The organism is Rhodoferax sp. RT4P68 (genome assembly GCF_056521305.1).
The window spans coordinates 306,167-323,488 of the sequence record NZ_JBWMBB010000002.1 but is presented as its reverse complement, the minus strand read 5'-3'; the positions used below and the strand labels follow the sequence as shown (position 1 = coordinate 323,488).

Below are 17,322 nucleotides of genomic sequence, written 5' to 3'. Positions count from 1 at the left end.
CTCTTTGACCGGTCAAGCCGCAGCCGGGGTGAGGATGGCGTGGGGCTCCAGGCCCAGATGGGCGTTGTTGCCGCTGCTGGCCAGCTCGACTTTGCGGTCATGGATTTCGCCCAGCGCGCGCTTGTACTCGTTCGGGAATACCTTCACGAACTTGGTCCGCGCCACGGCCCAGTCGTCCAGCAGTTCGCGCGCGCGCTTGCTGCCGGTCCAGCGGTTGTGCTCTTCGAGCAGCTTGCGCAGCTGGGCCTCGTCGGTCAGGCCGTTGTGCCAGTGGCCGCGCTTGACGGTGGCGGTCTGCTCGGCCGTCGTCAGCACCTTCTCCAGTGTGACCATGGAGGGGTTGCAACGGCTGGCGAACTGGCCGTCCTCGTCATACACATAGGCCACGCCACCGCTCATGCCAGCGGCGAAGTTGCGGCCGGTCTTGCCGAGCACCGCCACGGTGCCACCGGTCATGTATTCGCAGCCGTGGTCGCCCGTGCCCTCCACCACAGCGGTGGCGCCGGACAGGCGCACCGCGAAACGCTCGCCGGCCACACCGCAGAAATACGCCTCGCCCGTCGTCGCACCGTACATCACGGTGTTGCCCACGATGGTGTTGCGCACGGCCTCGCCGCGGAAGTCCAGGCTCGGCCGCACGACCACGCGGCCACCCGACAAGCCCTTGCCCGTGTAGTCGTTGGCGTCGCCGATCAGATACAGCGTGATGCCCTTGGCCAGGAACGCGCCGAACGACTGGCCGCCGGTGCCTTCGAGCTGGATGCGGATGGTGTCGTCCGGCAGGCCCTCGGGGTGCACGCGGGTCAGTGCGCCCGAGAGCTTGGCACCCACCGTGCGGTTGACGTTGCGCGCAATCTCGATGAACTGCACCTTCTCGCCCTTGTCGATGGCGGCGCGGCTCTTCTCGATCAGGCGCGTGTCCAGGTTGTGCTCCAGGCCGTGGTCCTGGTCCTGCACATGGAAACGTGCGACATCGGCAGGCACCTGGGGCTGCGCAAACAGGCGGCTGAAATCCAAGCCACTGGCCTTCCAGTGCGCGATGCCTTTCTTGATGTCCAACAGCTCCGAGCGGCCGATCATGTCGTCGAACTTGCGGATACCCAGCTGGGCCATGATCTGGCGCACTTCTTCGGCGACGAAGAAGAAGTAGTTCACCACGTGCTCGGGCTTGCCCGAGAACTTCTTGCGCAGCACCGGGTCCTGCGTGGCCACGCCCACGGGGCAGGTGTTCAGGTGGCACTTGCGCATCATGATGCAGCCCTCGACCACCAGCGGCGCGGTCGCAAAGCCGAACTCATCCGCCCCCAGCAGCGCGCCGATGGCGACGTCGCGGCCAGTCTTCATCTGGCCGTCGGCCTGCACGCGCACACGGCCGCGCAGGCGGTTCAGCACCAGCGTCTGCTGGGTTTCGGCCAGGCCGATTTCCCACGGGCTGCCGGCATGCTTGATGGACGACCAGGGCGAGGCGCCCGTGCCACCGTCGTGCCCGGCGATCACGATGTGGTCGCTCTTGCACTTGGTCACACCGGCGGCAATCGTGCCCACGCCCACTTCGCTGACCAGCTTGGTGCTGATGCTGGCATGCGGCGCCACGTTCTTCAGGTCGTGGATCAGCTGCGCCAGGTCCTCGATCGAATAAATGTCGTGGTGCGGCGGCGGGGAAATCAGGCCCACACCGGGCACGGCGTAGCGCTGCTTGCCGATGTACTCGGTGACCTTGCCACCGGGCAACTGGCCGCCCTCGCCCGGCTTGGCGCCCTGGGCCATCTTGATCTGGATCTGGTCGGAGGACGACAGGTATTCCGCCGTGACGCCGAAGCGGCCCGAGGCCACCTGCTTGATCTTGGAGCGCAGCGAATCGCCGGCCTTCAGCGGCAAGTCCACCTCGACATGTGCGTCGCCGATCACGCTCTTCAGGGTGTCGCCGAGCTTGATCGGGATGCCCTTCAACTCGTTGCGGTAACGCGCCGGGTCTTCGCCGCCCTCGCCCGTGTTGCTCTTGCCGCCGATGCGGTTCATCGCCACGGCCAAGGTGGCGTGAGCTTCGGTCGAGATGGAACCCAGCGACATGGCGCCCGTGGCGAAGCGCTTGACGATGTCGGCCGCAGGCTCCACTTCCTCGATCGGCACGGCCTTGGACGGGTCGATCTTGAACTCGAACAGCCCGCGCAGCGTCATGTGCCGGCGGCTCTGGTCGTTGATGAGCTGGGCGTATTCCTTGTAGGTGTTCCAGTTGTTGGCGCGCGTGCTGTGCTGCAGCTTGGCAATCGCGTCGGGCGACCACATGTGCTCTTCGCCGCGCGTGCGCCAGGCGTATTCGCCGCCGGCGTCCAGCATGCTGGCCAGCACCGGGTCGTCGCCGAAAGCGGCGGCGTGCATGCGCAAGGCCTCTTCCGCGATTTCGAACACGCCAATGCCTTCGACGCGGCTGGCCGTGCCGGAGAAGTACTTGTCGACCGTGCCGCTGTTCAGGCCGATGACCTCGAACAATTGCGCGCCGCAGTAGCTCATGTAGGTCGACACGCCCATCTTGGACATGATCTTCGACAGGCCCTTGCCGATCGCCTTCACGTAGTTGTAGATGGCCTTCTCGGCCGACAGCGCGCCTGGCAGGTCGGCGTGCATGGCGGCCAACGTTTCCATGGCCAGGTAGGGGTGGACGGCTTCTGCACCGTAGCCGGCCAGCACGCCGAAGTGGTGCACTTCACGCGCGCTGCCGGTTTCCACGACCAGTCCGGCCGTGGTGCGCAGGCCCTCACGCACCAGATGCTGGTGGATCGCGCTGGAGGCCAGCAACGCAGGCACGGCCACCCGGGTCGCACTGACGCCGCGGTCGCTGACGATCAGGATGTTGCTGCCGCCCTTGATCGCGTCCACGGCTTCGGCACACAGCGAGGCCAGCTTGGCTTCCACGCCCTCACGGCCCCAATCGGCCGGGTAGGTGATGTCCAGCGTGCTGCTGCGGAACTTGCCCTGGGTGTGCTGGGCGATGTCGCGCAGCTTGGCCATGTCGGCAAAGTCCAGAATCGGCTGGCTCACCTCCAGCCGCATCGGCGGGTTGACTTGGTTGATGTCCAGCAGGTTGGGCTTGGGGCCGATGAAGCTGTTCAGCGACATCACGATCGCCTCGCGGATCGGGTCGATCGGCGGGTTGGTCACCTGCGCGAACATTTGCCGGAAGTAGTTGTACAGCAGCTTGTTCTTGCTCGACAGCACGGCCAGCGGGCTGTCGTTGCCCATGGAGCCGATGCCCTCTTCGCCGGCCTGCGCCATCGGGCTCATCAGGAACTTGATGTCTTCCTGCGTGTAGCCGAAGGCCTGCTGGCGGTCCAGCAGCGAGACGGTGCTGGTCGGCACGACGGCAGCCGGCGCTTCCACGCTGTCCAGCTTGATGCGCAGGTTCTCGATCCACTGCTTGTACGGCTTGGTGTTGACCATCATCGACTTGAGCTCGTCGTCGTCGATCATGCGGCCCTGTTCCAGGTCGATCAGGAACATCTTGCCGGGCTGCAGGCGCCACTTCTTGACTATTCTGTGCTCGGGCACCGGCAGCACGCCGGACTCGGACGCCATGATGACCATGTCGTCGTCGGTCACGCAGTAGCGCGAAGGGCGCAGGCCGTTGCGGTCCAGCGTGGCGCCGATCTGGCGGCCATCGGTGAACACGATGGAGGCCGGGCCGTCCCAGGGCTCCATCATGGCGGCGTGGTATTCGTAGAAAGCGCGGCGGCGCTCGTCCATCTTCTCGTGCTGCTCCCACGGCTCGGGGATCATCATCATCACGGCCTGGGCGATGGGGTAGCCCGCCATGGTCATGAGTTCGAGGCAGTTGTCGAAGGTGGCGGTGTCGGACTGGCCGGCAAAGCTGATGGGGTACAGCTTGGCCAGGTCGGCGGCCAGCACGGGGGAGGACATCACGCCCTCGCGCGCGCGCATCCAGTTGTAGTTGCCGCGCACGGTGTTGATCTCACCGTTGTGCGCCACATAGCGGTAGGGGTGGGCCAGGGGCCACTTGGGGAAGGTGTTGGTCGAGAAGCGCTGATGCACCAGGCCGATGGCGGAGATGCAGCGCGCGTCCGACAGGTCCAGGTAGTACACGCCGACCTGGTCGGCCAGCAGCAGGCCCTTGTAGACCACGGTGCGGCTGGACATGGAGGGGACGTAGTACTCCTTGGAGTGCTTCAGTTCCAGGTTCTGGATGTTGGCGCTGGCCGTCTTGCGGATGACGTAGAGCTTGCGCTCCAGCGCGTCCTGCACGATCACGTCATTGCCACGGCCGATGAAGACCTGGCGCAGGATGGGCTCCGTCTTGCGCACGGCCGGCGACATCGGCATGTCCTTGTTGACCGGCACATCGCGCCAGCCCAACAGCACCTGGCCTTCGGCTTTGATGGCGCGCTCCATCTCCTGCTCGCATGCCATGCGCGAGGCATGTTCCTTGGGCAGGAAGATCATGCCCACGCCGTATTCGCCAGCCGGCGGCAGCGTGACGCCCTGCTTGGCCATCTCTTCGCGGTACAGCGCGTCGGGGATCTGGATCAGGATGCCGGCCCCGTCGCCCATCAGCTTGTCGGCACCGACAGCGCCGCGATGGTCGATGTTCTCGAGGATCTTCAGCGCCTGGGTCACGATGTCATGGCGCTTTTCGCCCTTGATGTGGGCCACGAAGCCCAGCCCGCAGGCGTCGTGTTCATTGGCGGCGGAATACAGGCCGTGCTGTTCCAGGTGTTGAATTTCGGCATCTGTGGTCATCGACGCACTCCTTGGGGTTCTATTCGCGGGGAAGCGGAGCATAAAGTCTTGCAACAACAATGCCAACCAGAATAAATGGGGTCAGACCCTCGAATTTGAGCGTCGCGTCTCGCGAGAATTTAATTGGGGACATATTGAACAACCGGTTCAGAGACTGCCGTCCGCGTGGACGCCCTACAAACTCAAGGGCTTTTCGATGGCCGACCGGGCCGCGCCCGGGTCAGCCGGCGCGGCACGTCTTGTTGCAACCGCGCGATGTAGTCCGCGTCGCCCAGCACCCAGCCGCCCAGCACCGACTGCGTGAATGCATCTTGCTGGGCAGCCGTGACACCCGCATGCACCATTTCGGCGTATGCCGCCTCGCGCGCAAACGGCGTGTTGCCCAGCGCCCAGTACATCGGCGGCGGCACCAGCCAGGCGTCGTGGCGCAGGCCAGCGTAGTGCGCATGGCTGGACCAGGGGTGGTCGGCTGCCGCGCCGACGAGCCCGGTGCGCACCGGATTGAGGTCCAGGTACGCCATGCACGCGAGCAGGTGCAACTCGGGTTGCACCAAAGTCGAGCGGTAGCGCCCCTCCCACAGCGTGCCACTGCGGCCGTGCGTCTGGTTGAACGTGCGCACATAGGCGCGGCCCACGGCCTGCATCATGCGCGGCAACCCATCGGCCGCCTCGGGCGTGGCCAGCAGGTGGAAATGGTTGGGCATCAACACATAAGCGTGCAGCGCCACGGCGTGGCGGCGCGCCTCTTGCGCCAGCAGTTCGAGCATCGCGACGTGCTCACCGGTGCTGGTGAAGATGGGCTGGCGGTTGTTGCCGCGTTGCAACACGTGGTGCACATGGCCGGCCAGCGACAACCGGGGCAGCCGGGCCATGCTCAGGCGGCGACGGGGATCTGGTCGAAGCGCGTGGCGCGCAGGCTGTCCAGCCCGAATTCGTCCAACAGCTGGCCCAGGCGCTCGGCGGCGCTGCGCTTGGGCTTGCCGGTGTGGCGCGCGACGATCAGCTCGTTCTTCATGCTGTGCTCCCAGCCCACCAGCTCGGTCACGGTGACCTGGTAGCCGCATGCCTCCAGGTACAGGCATCGCAACACGTTGGTGATCTGGCTGCCCATCTCGCGCGTGTGCAGTGGGTGGCGCCACAGCTCGGCCAGCGGCGTGCGCGACAGCTGCAGCGCCTTGCCCAGGCGCAGGCAGCTTGCCACCTCCGCCTGGCAGCAGGGCACCAGCACCATGCTGCGTGCCTGCTTCAGCAGGCCGAAGCGGATGGCGTCGTCGGTGGCGGTGTCGCAGGCGTGCAGGGCAGTCACCATGTCGATGCGCGGCGGCAGTGCGGCGGCGTCGGTCGATTCGGCGACCGACAGGTTCAGGAACGACATGCGCGCGAACCCCAGCCGCGCGGCCAGTTCGCGCGAGCGGGCGACCAGCTCGGCGCGCGTCTCGATGCCGTAGACATGGCCGGGCCGCTGGCCGATGACCAGGTCGTACAGGATGAAGCCGAGGTAGGACTTGCCGGCCCCGTGGTCTGCCAGCGTCACCGGCGCGTCGGCGGCGAAGTTGTCGGCCAGCTCACGCTCGATGAACTGCACCAGGTGGTAGACCTGCTTGAGCTTGCGGCGCGAGTCCTGGTTGAGCTTGCCCTCGCGCGTGAGGATATGCAGCTCTTTCAGCAGCTCGATGGACTGGCCGGGCCGCAGCTCCGCGGCCAGCGCGGTGGCAGGGTCGGCTTGCGGCCGCTTCATGGCGCCCCCTCCCCCGTGGACCGGCCGACCCGTAGCGCGGCCCAGCCCGCCGGGCCCAACGCCCGCAGCGTGGCCATGTTGCGCTCGAAGATGTCGGCGGCATCGGGGAAAGCCTCGACCGCGCGCTCGACGCTGTCTTCGCGCAGCAGGTGCAGGATGGGATAGGGCGAGCGGTTGCTGCAGTTGGTCACGTCGTCAGGGGCGGTGCCGGCAAACTGGTAGTCGGGGTGGAAGCTGGCGATCTGGATCTCGCCGTCCAGGTCCAGCGCGTCCAGCGCGGCGTCGGCCCGGTCCAGGAAGTCGTTGAAATCGAAAAAGTCGGCCAGCGCGTGGGGCAGCACCAGCAGCGTGGTGTCGCGCACCGCCGCGTCCAGCGTCAGCAGGTCACGCAGCTCGGCGCGCAGGTCGGCGTCGACGGCATCGGCGTCCCGGGCAGCGCTGACGGCCAGGTGCACCTGGCCCTTGGCATGCACGGCCTTGGCGAACGGACACAGGTTCAGGCCGATGACGGCGCGCTCCAGCCACGCCAGCGTATCGGCGCGGGCGGTCTCGTCGCCGGGCGCGGGTGTGCCCAGCAGCGAGCCTTCGGCCTGGCGGCCCGCGCAACGAGCCTCTTCGGGCGGCCGGGCGCGGCTCATCCCAGCAGCTTCTGCCCGGTCAACCGCTCGTGCTCGCGCGAGGCGAATCGGTCGGTCATGCCGGCGATGTAGTCGGCGACCACGCGGGCCTGGGCGCCCACGCCTTCGCTGGCCAGCCTGCGCTGCGCTTGCTCGGCAAAGCCGCCGGCCATCTCGGTCGGCGCCTGCTGGTAGGCCACGAACAGCTGGCGTACCACGGCCTGGGCCTGCGCTGTGATCTCGGTCACCTGCGGGTGGCGGTACAGGTTGGCCGTCAGGAATCGCTTGAGCGTCTGCGAGGCCACGACCATGCCAGGGCCGAAGCCCACCAGAGGGCCGGCGCGCCGCGCCTCGTCCACGCTGCGCGGGCGGTGGCGGGCAAGGGCTTCGCTGGTTGCTGCAATCACGGCATAGACCTGCGCACTCAGCATGCGCCGGATGCTCTCGTACAGCAGCCGGCGGCCAGCCAGCTGCGGGTGCTCGCGCAGCGCCTCGCAGCGAAAATCATCGAACAGCGGCACATCTTCCAACTGCGACACCGTGATGAGGCCCGAGCGCACGCCGTCGTCGATGTCGTGCGCGTTGTAGGCGATCTCGTCGGCCAGGTTGCACAGCTGCGCCTCCAGGCTGGGCTGCAGGCGCTCCAGGAATCGGCGGCCGACATCCCCACGGCCGCTCGGGTCGGGCGCGCAAGCGGCCTCGATGCGCTCGGCATTGGCGCGTGAGCAGTGCTTGAGGATGCCCTCGCGCGTCTCGAAGCTGAGGTTCAGGCCGTCGTAGTGCGGGTAGCGCTCTTCCAGCTGGTCAACCACGCGCAGGCTCTGCAGGTTGTGCTCGAAGCCGCCGAACTCGGACATGCAGCCGTTCAGCGCGTCCTGCCCGGCGTGGCCGAAGGGCGTGTGGCCGAGGTCGTGCGCCAGCGCGATGGCCTCGACCAGGTCTTCGTTCAGCCGCAGTGAACGCGCGATCGAGCGGCCCAACTGCGCCACCTCCAGCGAATGCGTCAGCCGGGTGCGGAACAGGTCGCCTTCGTGGTTCAGGAACACCTGGGTCTTGTAGACCAGGCGGCGAAACGCCGTGGAGTGGACGATGCGGTCGCGGTCGCGCTGGTAGTCGGTGCGTGTGGGGGCGGGCGCCTCGGCGTAGCGGCGGCCCCGGCTGTCGGCCGGGTCGCAGGCATAGGGGGCCAGCGCGGCTTGCATGCTGGCTAGGCGCAGCTGGCCTCGATGACCTCACGCACCAGCGCGTCCGGCGCGCCGCGCACCACGGCGCGGCCCAGGCCGTCGATCAGCACGAACTTGATCTCGCCGCCCTCGGCCTTCTTGTCCACGCGCATCAGCGACAGATAGCGGCCGGCGTTGTCGGCGCCATCGAGCACCGGGCCCACGGTGGGCAGGCCGGCGCGGGCGATCAGATGCGTCAGGCGCTCGACCACGGCCGTGTCAATGAGGCCCAGCCGCTGAGACAGCCGCGCCGCCATAACCATGCCGCAGCCCACACCCTCGCCGTGCAGCCACTCGCCATAGCCCATGCCGGCCTCGATCGCGTGGCCAAACGTATGGCCGAAATTTAGGACAGCGCGCAGGCCGGCCTCACGCTCGTCCTGGCCGACCACCCAGGCCTTGATCTCGCAGCTGCGCTGCACCGCGTAGGCCAGCGCAGTGGTGTCGCCGGCCAGCATGGCGTCCAGATTCGTCTCGATCCAGTCGAGGAAAGCCGGGTCGGCGATGGGGCCGTACTTGATGACCTCGGCCAGCCCGGCAGAAAGCTCGCGCGCGGGCAGCGTCTTCAGCACACCAAGGTCGCACACCACGCGCTCGGGCTGGTAGAACGCGCCGATCATGTTCTTGCCCATCGGGTGGTTGATGGCCGTCTTGCCGCCGACCGACGAATCGACCTGCGCCAGCAAGGTGGTGGGCACCTGCACGAAGGGCACGCCGCGCATGTAGCTGGCGGCGGCAAAGCCGGTGATGTCGCCCACCACGCCGCCGCCCAGCGCGAACAGCACGGTCTTGCGGTCTGCCGCGCGCGAGAGCAGGGCGTCGAACACGGTGTTCAGCGTCTCCCAGGTCTTGTGCGCCTCGCCGTCGGGCAGCACCACGGTGTGGATGGCCGCGTAGTGGCCGGCCAGCGCGGCCTGCAGGCGCTGCGCGTAGAGCGGGGAAACGGTGGTGTTGGTGACAATCAGCGCCGTGGCCGCGCGCGGCAGGCCGGCCCAGGTGGAAGCGGCGTCGAGCAGGCCGCTGCCGACGGCGATGTCGTAGCTGCGATCGCCCAGGGCGATGCGCACCGTGGCGTGGGCTGCGGGGGTGGCGTGGGCAGGGGCGCTCATGAGGCGGCAAGTGTAAGGCGGCCCCCTGTGGGCTCTGGTCGTATGGCCCCTGGTCGCGACGGGGTCAGCCGGCGTGGTCAGTGGCGGGAAGCGGGAGGCGGAGGCGGGGGTGGGGGTGGGGGTGGGGGCGTCGGCAAGGCGCCAGACCGCTCCAGCGCCGCGATGATGATGCGCACCAGCGCCGAGGTCGAGGGCCGACTGGTCTCGATCACGTGGTGCGCCGTCTCGCGGTACAGCGGGTCGCGCACAGTGAACATCTCGCGCAGCGTGGCCAGCGGGTCGGCCACCTGGAGCAACGGCCGGTTCTGGTCGTGGCGCAGGCGGCGGAACACTTCCTCGGGCGAGGACCAGAGGTAGAACACCTGGGCGTTGCGGTGCAGACAGGCCCGGTTGGCCGGCCGTAGCACGGCGCCACCGCCGGTTGCGACGACCCCGCCGGTCGCGCTGGAGGTGATCGCGTCCAGCGCGGCTTCTTCCACCTCGCGAAAGCGGGCCTCGCCCTCGCGCTCGAAGAACTCGCGGATGGAGCAACCAATGCTCTGCTCAACCCAATGGTCGGCGTCGGTGAAGGGCAACTGCAGCCGGCGCGCCAGCTGGCGGCCGACTGTGGATTTGCCCGAGCCGGGCATGCCGACGAGGGCGATGTTCACGGGCGTAAGCGATCAATCAGGGACAGTACAAGAGAGTTCAACACCGAAAGGGCTCCGCTGGCCGGCCGGAGCTGTAGTTACGCTCGTCACATCCGACGTGAGCACCCAGGTTTCATCCTTATAAAACGCTCGCGACTCGGTGCCGGCAACCAAGGTCCGTGCTACAACTTCGACCTCCAGCCAGTGTGCGTACTGCTCGCCATAGGTGAGGTTGAAGGTCGCGCGACCGTTAATGTCGGTTGTGACACTACCTGGCCCAATGATTACCGGCGATCCGGGCTCCAAGCGCTTATTCCCGTTGCCGCTGTGTTTATCGACAGAATCCTCATCAGTATCCAACACACCATTGCGATTTTCATCCTCATTCGGACACCATTGGCTTGTGCCTACTACCCACTTCAAATCTAAGAGACTGTAAGCCATAGATCCCTTGCGATAGCGCAAAGGAAACACCGACAGTACGACTGTCTGATTTGCAACAGCTGTACCATTTGCATCGTTGACTTGCACCGAGAAAGGCTTGCTGTACGTCGTCTCGTCTACATTCCCGATCGTATTGCTAGTAGCGATAGAAACGAACAACGCTTGGTTGCTTACCGTCATGGTGGCGACGCTTTCTTTGATCGTGCCGGGGACGGCAGCGCGAATCCGCACGCCATCGGCAGCGGTGGACAGCGGTCCAGGAATGAACGTGTCGCTGACAGTTCCATTTGCATCCGTAGTACCCGATCCCGTACCGATTCGCCCACCGCTAGTGTCAGACAACAAGGTGAAATTAACAATGCGGCCCTTCACGGGATTTCCCGACGGATCACGGACAACAGCTTGCAACCGTGCTTGATTAGCATTTGACCCACTGGGATTAGGAGGGACCGCACCAGGGTTGATTTGAAGGACAACTGTGTCTGGCGTCAAAGCCGTGAACAGTATCGGCACGTTGGTCAGCGTGCCCCCCACAATCTGAGCGGTCACCGTTGCAGGGCCTGCAGTCGCCGACTGCACATTTACTTTTGCTTCTCCATTAGCGTCGGTCACATCGGTTGTGGTGGACAGCGCACCTCGGGTGGTGCTGAAAGCAACTATCTGCCCAGGTACACCAGCACCATTCGACCGGTAACGGACCCGGACTTCACGTGAGGTATCAACAACGACCTCTGTGCCAGCGCTGGGAGCGACGACTGAAAAGTCCTCGCCGCTCACTGCCACATTCAATATATCGCTATCCCCCGCCCCATTGGCCGTCAAGATTTCGCTCCCACTTGTGTTCGCAATGTAGTTGAAGCTGGCGCTCCCATTCGCATCCGTGTTTAAGACCGTAGGGCTAACGCTGTTAGCCAGGCTAGAGCGAACAGTAACTGGGGCGCCCGAAATTGGATTACCTACACTGTCTAGCAAGGTTGCGACGTATGTCGTCGTTCCACCCACGAGCACAGACCCGATGCCAACGAGCCTCAAGTCGGTTCCAATCACCGGGACGACAATCGTGCCGGTTATTCCGCCAGAGGTCACCGTTACTCGAATATCGCGATTGGACCGATCAGCTCCCGTCGACAGCGTGGCGGTTGCAGCGCCGCTAGCGTCCGTGGTCGTCGCCACAGACTGTAAAACCCCGGAATCGGCCGAGAAAGCCACTGGCGTGGCGGCCATCCCGTTGTTGGCAACGTCTTTCACAAGCGCTGTGATGGTGACGGTATTTGCACTGGCCGACGCCAAATTCGTTGAAGATGTGAGGATCTCCAGTGCGGCAACCGCTGGTGTAGGCGCGACTGTGCCACCCCCACTCGTCCCCCCCGCACTCCCACCCCCACCCCCACAAGCCGCCAGCAAACTCACCAGCAGCAACCCCATCCAGTACTTCACGTAACGCATTGGTGTCCTCACCCTCTTCGAATTGTTGTGATCAGCGGCTCGCAGAACGGTCGGCGATCATTTTCGGCGTGATGAAAATCAGCATCTCTTGCTTGTTCGACGTCCGCGTGCGGCTCTTGAACAGGTTGCCGGCGATCGGGATGTCGCCCAGCAGCGGCACCTTGGTGACAGTGTCCACCTCGTTTAGCTCGAAGATGCCGCCGATCACGACGGTGCCGCCATTTTCGACGAGCACCTGCGTCTTGATGTGCTTGGTGTTGATGGCAAAACCGGCGGCGGTGGACTGGCCCACGCTGTCCTTGTTGACGTCCAGGTCCAGGATGATGTTGCCCTCGGGCGTGATTTGCGGCGTGACTTCCAGCTTCAGGTTCGCCTTGCGGAACGCAATCGACGTGGCGCCGCTGGACGTGGCCACCTGGTAGGGCAGCTCGGTGCCCTGCTCGATCAGCGCCTTGGTCTGGTCGGCCGTGACCACGCGCGGGCTGGAGACGATCTTGCCCTTGCCGTCCGATTCCAGCGCCGACAGCTCCAGCGTCAAGAACCGGTTGGCCGCCGCGCTGAAGATCGAGACGGCGAAGCTGGCCGCCGTGTCGGCCGCGCCCAGCGCGCTGGCCGGCAGATTCACGAAGTTGCTGCTGGTGTTGACCGCGCCGCCAGCGCCGCTGCTCGCCACGGCGTTCGAGTAGTTGGTGCCAAACGCGATGCGGTTGTCGCCGGTCAGGCTATACCCCCCGTTGCCGCCCAGCTGCGCACGCAGGTCGCCGCCGCCCAGCCGCACACCCAGCGATTTGCCGAAGGTGTCGGAGGCCTCGACGATGCGCGCCTCGATCAGCACCTGGCGCACGGCGATGTCCAGCTTCTTGATGAGCTCGGCCACGGCCTCCAGGCGACTGGCGATGTCGGTCACGAACAGCTGGTTGGTGCGTGGCTCGGGGATGGCCGTGCCCCGACTGCTCAGAAAGCGGCTGCTGCCGCCCGCACCACCACCGCCTGCGCCGCCGGAGCTGCCGATTTGCGCAGCGATGTCCACCGCCCGCGCATAGTTCATCTGGAACGACTGCGTGCGCAGCGGCTCCAGGTTCTGCAGCGCTGCGATGGCCTCCAGATCCTTCTTCTTGCGCGCGTCGATCTCGTCCTTGGGCGCGATCCACAGCACCGAGCCGTTCTTCTCCATGCCCAGGCCCTTGGCGTCCATGATGATCTGCAGCGCCTGGTCCCACGGCACGTCCTTCAAACGCAGCGTGACGGAGCCGGTGACCGAGTCAGAGGTGACGACGTTGAAGTTCGTGAAGTCCGCGATCACCTGCAGCAGCGCGCGCACCTCGATGTTCTGGAAGTTCAGCGACAGCTTGTCGCCAGTGAAACCGGGGCCCTGGCTCAGGCGACTCGGGTCCTGCCGCTGTGGCCGCATCTCGACCACGAACTGGCTGCCGCTTTGGTAGGCGCTGTGTTCCCACGGGCCTTTGGGCTCGATCACCATGCGCACGCGGTCGCCAGCCTGGAAGGTGGAGATGGTCTGCACCGGCGTGTCGAAATCGGTCACGTCCAGCCGGCGGCGCAGGCCTTCGGGCAGGGAGGAGTTCAGGAACTCGACCACCAGGGTCTGGCCCTGCTGGCGCAGGTCAACGCCGACATCGGCACTGCCCAGGCCGATGATGACGCGGCCGGCGTTGTCGGTGCCACGGCGGAAGTCCAGGTCCTTCAGCGGCGCGCGGCCGCGTGCCCCGGCGGTGGGGAACACCGGCGTCGGCGTGGACGGCATGGCGATGGCGGCCGGTTCCAGCACGATCAACACGGAATTGCCTTGCAGCTGCGCCTTGTACGAGGTGGCCTGCTTCAAGTTCAACACCACGCGCGAACGGTCGCCGACCTGCAGCACGGTGGCCGAGCGCAGGTTGCCCTGGTTGATCACGATCGGGGTGCGTGGCAGCGTGCTGATGACGCCGGGAAAGTCCAGCGCGATGCGCGCAGGCGACTGGATCGACACGCCCGAGGGCAGCGCAGCAGGCGCCTGGGTCAGGTCGATGCGGATGACTTCGTTGCCGTTCTGCAGGGCACCGGTGACGGCTTCGATCGCGGACTGGGCCAGCGCGCTACAGGACGCCGCGGCCAGCACCACGGCCGCCAGCCAACGGCTCAGCCTGGCGCCGTCGTGCGTATTCATCTTCTTCATCTTGACCTTTCTTGCAGCAGCAGGCTCGCCGTGCGTTCTATCCAATCCCCGCCGCCGTCCTGCACGATCTCCCGCAAGCTCACTTCGGTCTCGTCGATCTTGGTGACCCGCCCGTAGTTCAGGCCCAGGTAACTGCCAACGCGCACCTGGTGCAGCAGGTTGTCGATGCGCACCAGCGCGACCGGCGCACCTTCGCGCCGCAGGCTGCCCACCATGGTCATCGCGTCCAGCGGATACGACTCCAGCGGCTCCTTGCGGCGCGCCAGTTCGGGCGCCACCAGCGCAGCGTTGGCGGTGCTCTGCGCCGCGTCCTGGCGCATGGCCTGGGTCAGCTTCTGCAGGTTGAAGGGGTCGAGCACGGCCTCTTGGGTGTAGGCCTGCGGCACAAACTGCTTGGGCTCGGTCAGCTGCGTGATGCGGGGGCGCACCTGGTTGCGCTGCTCGGTCATCCATTCCTGCAGCTCGGCCTCGCCCGAGGCACCGCAGCCGGCCAGCAGCGCGGCCAGGGCGGTGCACAGCAGCAGACGCGCGAGGATGCGCATCATGGCTTGGCTCCGGCGGGGCGCGACGCGGCCTGTTGCGCGGCGATCTCGTCCTGGTCCAGGTAGCGGAAGGTACGGGCCGTGGCGTCCATGGTCAGCGCACCGTCGCGGCCGGGCACGATGGTCAGGTTGTTCAGGGTCACGATGCGCGACAGGTTGGCGACGTCGGCCGCAAAGGCGCCGATGTCGTGGAAGCGGCCGGTCACGCGCAGCGCGATCGGCAGCTCCGCGTAGTAGGGCCGCACCACGACCTGGCCGGGGCGAAACAGGTCGAACTGCAGGCTGCGGCCGAGGCCGGCCTGGTTCACGTCGGACAGCAGGGCCGACATCTCGGCCTTGCTGGGCAGCTGCTTTTCAAGCTGCATCACGTACTGCTGGATCTGCTCGCGTTGCTTCTTGAGCGCCTCCAGGTTGACGGCCTTGACGACGCGCGTCTGGTAGGCCTGGCGCAACTCGGCCTCTTTGGCCTGCTCGGCAACGAGTTCGTCTTCAAAGCCATTCAAATAGGCGAACCACAGCAGCAGCACGACGCCCAGCGTGACGAACAGCAGCAGCAACGAGCGCGGCAGCGCCGGCCATTGCGAGGGGTCGGACGGATGCAGGTTGCGAAATTGCCGCGCCAGCTGCTCCTGCAGGGCGGGCATGTCGACTTTGGGGGCGGATTTGGTGGCCATGGGGTGCCCTGCTAGCGGCTGGGCGCGGCCGGCCGCGAGGCGGCAGCTGCTGGAGCCGGGGCCGGCGCCGGCTGCTGGATTTCACTGGCGCGCATCAAGCGCACGCGCAAATTGAAGTTGGCCACGCGCCGGGTGTCGCGTGGCGTCAGCGCCAGGTTGCCGGCCACGATCTCGACCAGATCAGGCTTGGACAGCCAGGGCGTGTTGTTTGCCAGATTGCGCAGCAGCTCGGAGATGCGTTCGTTGGATTGCGCCACGCCCTGGATGGTGACGGCCTGGTTGTCCTGTCGCAGATTGGTGATGTAGACGCCATCGGGCATCTGGCGGACCATTTCGTTGAGCAGGTGCACCGGCAGGTTGCGGTCGGCCTGCAGGTCTACCACGGCCTTCTGGCGCGCGGTCAGGGCGGCGATCTCCTGCTCGATCGTGGCGATTTCCTTGATCTGGTTGTCCAGCACCTTGATCTGGCTTTGCAGAAAGGCGTTGCGGCCCTGCTGCTCGGTGATGCGATTCTGATAGGCCAGGTAGATGCCGACCCCGATCAGCAGGCCGACCAGCGCCGCCACACCCAGAAGGACGTTGTAGGTGTCCCGCCTGAGCTTGCGCGCCGCCTCGCGATGGGGCAGCAGGTTGATCAGGATCACTGCAGAAATCTCCGCATCGCCAGACCGCAGGAGGTCAGATAGGAGGAAGCCTCGCGCGCCATCTTGCTCATGCGCACATCCTTGCCGATCTCCATGCCTTCGAATGGGTTCACCACACTGGCGGGGAAGGACGAATGCGTCGCCACGGCCTCGGCCAGGCCCGGCAGTGCGGCAGATCCGCCGGCCAGCATGACGTGGTCGACGCGGTTGTACGGCGTGCTGGTGAAGAAGAACTGCAGCGCGCGGCCGATCTCCTGCGCCAGGCTTTCGACGAAGGGCCGCAGCACGCCCTCGGCGTAGTCCTCGGGCAACTCGCCGCTGCGCTTCTTGGCTTCGGCCTCTTCGACCGAGAAGCCGTACTGGCGCACGATCAGCTGCGTGAGCTGTGCGCCGCCGAAGGCCTGGTCGCGGTCGTACAGCACCTCGTCGTCACGCATCACCTGCATGCTGGTGGTCATGGCGCCCACCTCGAACAGCGCCACCACCATGCCCACGCCCTGCTGCGGCAGCCGAGCCACCAGGCGGCTGGCGGCCAGCCGCGAGGCATACGACTCGATGTCCAGCACCACAGGCTTGAGACCTGCCGCCTCGGCCAGGCCCTGGCGGTCATGCACCTTCTCCTTGCGCGAAGCGGCGATCAGCACCTCGACATCACCGACGGAAGTGGCGCTGGGGCCGATGACACAGAAATCGAGGCTGACCTCTTCGAGCGAGAACGGGATGTACTGGTTGGCCTCGGACTCGACCTGGAACTCCAGCTCCTGATCGGTCATGCCACCGGGCAGCACGATCTTCTTGGTGATCACGGCCGAAGGTGGCAGGGCCATGGCGACGTTGCGCGTGCGCGTGCCACTCTTCTTGACGAGCCGACGCACGGCCTCGGCGACCTCGTCGAACTTTTCGATGCTGCCATCGGTGATCCACCCACGCTCGAGCGGCTCGATCGCGCAGTGCGCGAGGACCAGGTTGCCGCCGGCGTCATGGGCCAGTTCCACCAGCTTGAGGCTGGAGGAGCTGATGTCGATTCCGAGAAGCGGTCCGGGCTTTCGACTGAAAAGCGATCCTAAAGAGATCAAAACCGTCTCCCGAATTGCTCGCAAAGAGATACAAATACTGACAAGCTTTTGGGATGCTATCAGCAACAGTTATGTGCAGGAAGCCGCCTGAGGCCGAGGGCCGAATGAGCGTTGTCAAAAGCCGACGGCGCTGCGCAGGCTACCGGTGCCAACAGCGCCAGACATGCTGCGGCCTTGCGCCAGCGCGGGCCAACGGTGGCAGGGCAAAATGGCGGACTGGCTGAGCCTCAGCCCCGCCTTTCAGACGCAGACCCA

13 protein-coding genes are annotated in these 17,322 nt (G+C 66.0%); all 13 read right to left on the bottom strand.

Annotation, left to right across the window (positions count from 1 at the left end; genetic code table 11):
* Positions 1-12 precede the first annotated feature (12 nt).
* Positions 13-4,752, bottom strand: a complete 4,740-nt coding sequence (locus tag AC099J_RS04930; protein WP_479614103.1) for a glutamate synthase-related protein — start codon at positions 4,750-4,752, stop codon at positions 13-15.
* Between the two features lie 182 nt (positions 4,753-4,934).
* Complete coding sequence (locus AC099J_RS04925; protein WP_479614102.1) at positions 4,935-5,624, bottom strand: transposase; 690 nt, start codon at positions 5,622-5,624, stop codon at positions 4,935-4,937.
* Between the two features lie 2 nt (positions 5,625-5,626).
* Entirely contained in the window at positions 5,627-6,490 is an 864-nt protein-coding gene (locus tag AC099J_RS04920) for a class I SAM-dependent methyltransferase (protein ID WP_479614101.1), read from the bottom strand.
* Positions 6,487-7,128 carry a DUF1415 domain-containing protein gene (locus AC099J_RS04915; RefSeq protein WP_479614100.1) on the bottom strand — a complete coding sequence of 214 codons (642 nt, stop codon included), beginning with the start codon at positions 7,126-7,128 and terminating at the stop codon, positions 6,487-6,489. The genes AC099J_RS04920 and AC099J_RS04915 overlap by 4 nt, the downstream gene beginning before the upstream one ends.
* On the bottom strand, positions 7,125-8,309 hold the full coding sequence (locus AC099J_RS04910) for a deoxyguanosinetriphosphate triphosphohydrolase (protein WP_479614099.1): 1,185 nt from the start codon (positions 8,307-8,309) through the stop codon (positions 7,125-7,127). The genes AC099J_RS04915 and AC099J_RS04910 overlap by 4 nt, the downstream gene beginning before the upstream one ends.
* A 5-nt stretch (positions 8,310-8,314) precedes the next feature.
* A complete protein-coding gene (gene aroB / locus AC099J_RS04905; RefSeq protein WP_479614098.1) occupies positions 8,315-9,439 on the bottom strand; it encodes a 3-dehydroquinate synthase in 1,125 nt (374 codons plus the stop codon).
* A gap of 77 nt (positions 9,440-9,516) precedes the next feature.
* A complete protein-coding gene (locus tag AC099J_RS04900) occupies positions 9,517-10,089 on the bottom strand; it encodes a shikimate kinase (protein ID WP_479614097.1) in 573 nt (190 codons plus the stop codon).
* 12 nt (positions 10,090-10,101) lie between these two features.
* Entirely contained in the window at positions 10,102-11,958 is a 1,857-nt protein-coding gene (locus AC099J_RS04895) for an Ig-like domain-containing protein (protein ID WP_479614096.1), read from the bottom strand.
* 31 nt (positions 11,959-11,989) lie between these two features.
* Entirely contained in the window at positions 11,990-14,122 is a 2,133-nt protein-coding gene (locus AC099J_RS04890) for a type IV pilus secretin PilQ (protein WP_479614414.1), read from the bottom strand.
* 5 nt (positions 14,123-14,127) lie between these two features.
* Positions 14,128-14,676 (bottom strand): pilus assembly protein PilP, encoded by a 549-nt coding sequence (locus AC099J_RS04885; protein ID WP_479614095.1) that lies wholly within the window; start codon positions 14,674-14,676, stop codon positions 14,128-14,130.
* Entirely contained in the window at positions 14,673-15,347 is a 675-nt protein-coding gene (locus tag AC099J_RS04880) for a type IV pilus inner membrane component PilO (RefSeq protein WP_479614094.1), read from the bottom strand. The genes AC099J_RS04885 and AC099J_RS04880 overlap by 4 nt, the downstream gene beginning before the upstream one ends.
* A gap of 11 nt (positions 15,348-15,358) precedes the next feature.
* Entirely contained in the window at positions 15,359-15,991 is a 633-nt protein-coding gene (locus AC099J_RS04875; protein WP_479614093.1) for a PilN domain-containing protein, read from the bottom strand.
* Positions 15,988-17,067 carry a pilus assembly protein PilM gene (locus AC099J_RS04870; RefSeq protein WP_479614092.1) on the bottom strand — a complete coding sequence of 360 codons (1,080 nt, stop codon included), beginning with the start codon at positions 17,065-17,067 and terminating at the stop codon, positions 15,988-15,990. The genes AC099J_RS04875 and AC099J_RS04870 overlap by 4 nt, the downstream gene beginning before the upstream one ends.
* Positions 17,068-17,322 lie beyond the last annotated feature (255 nt).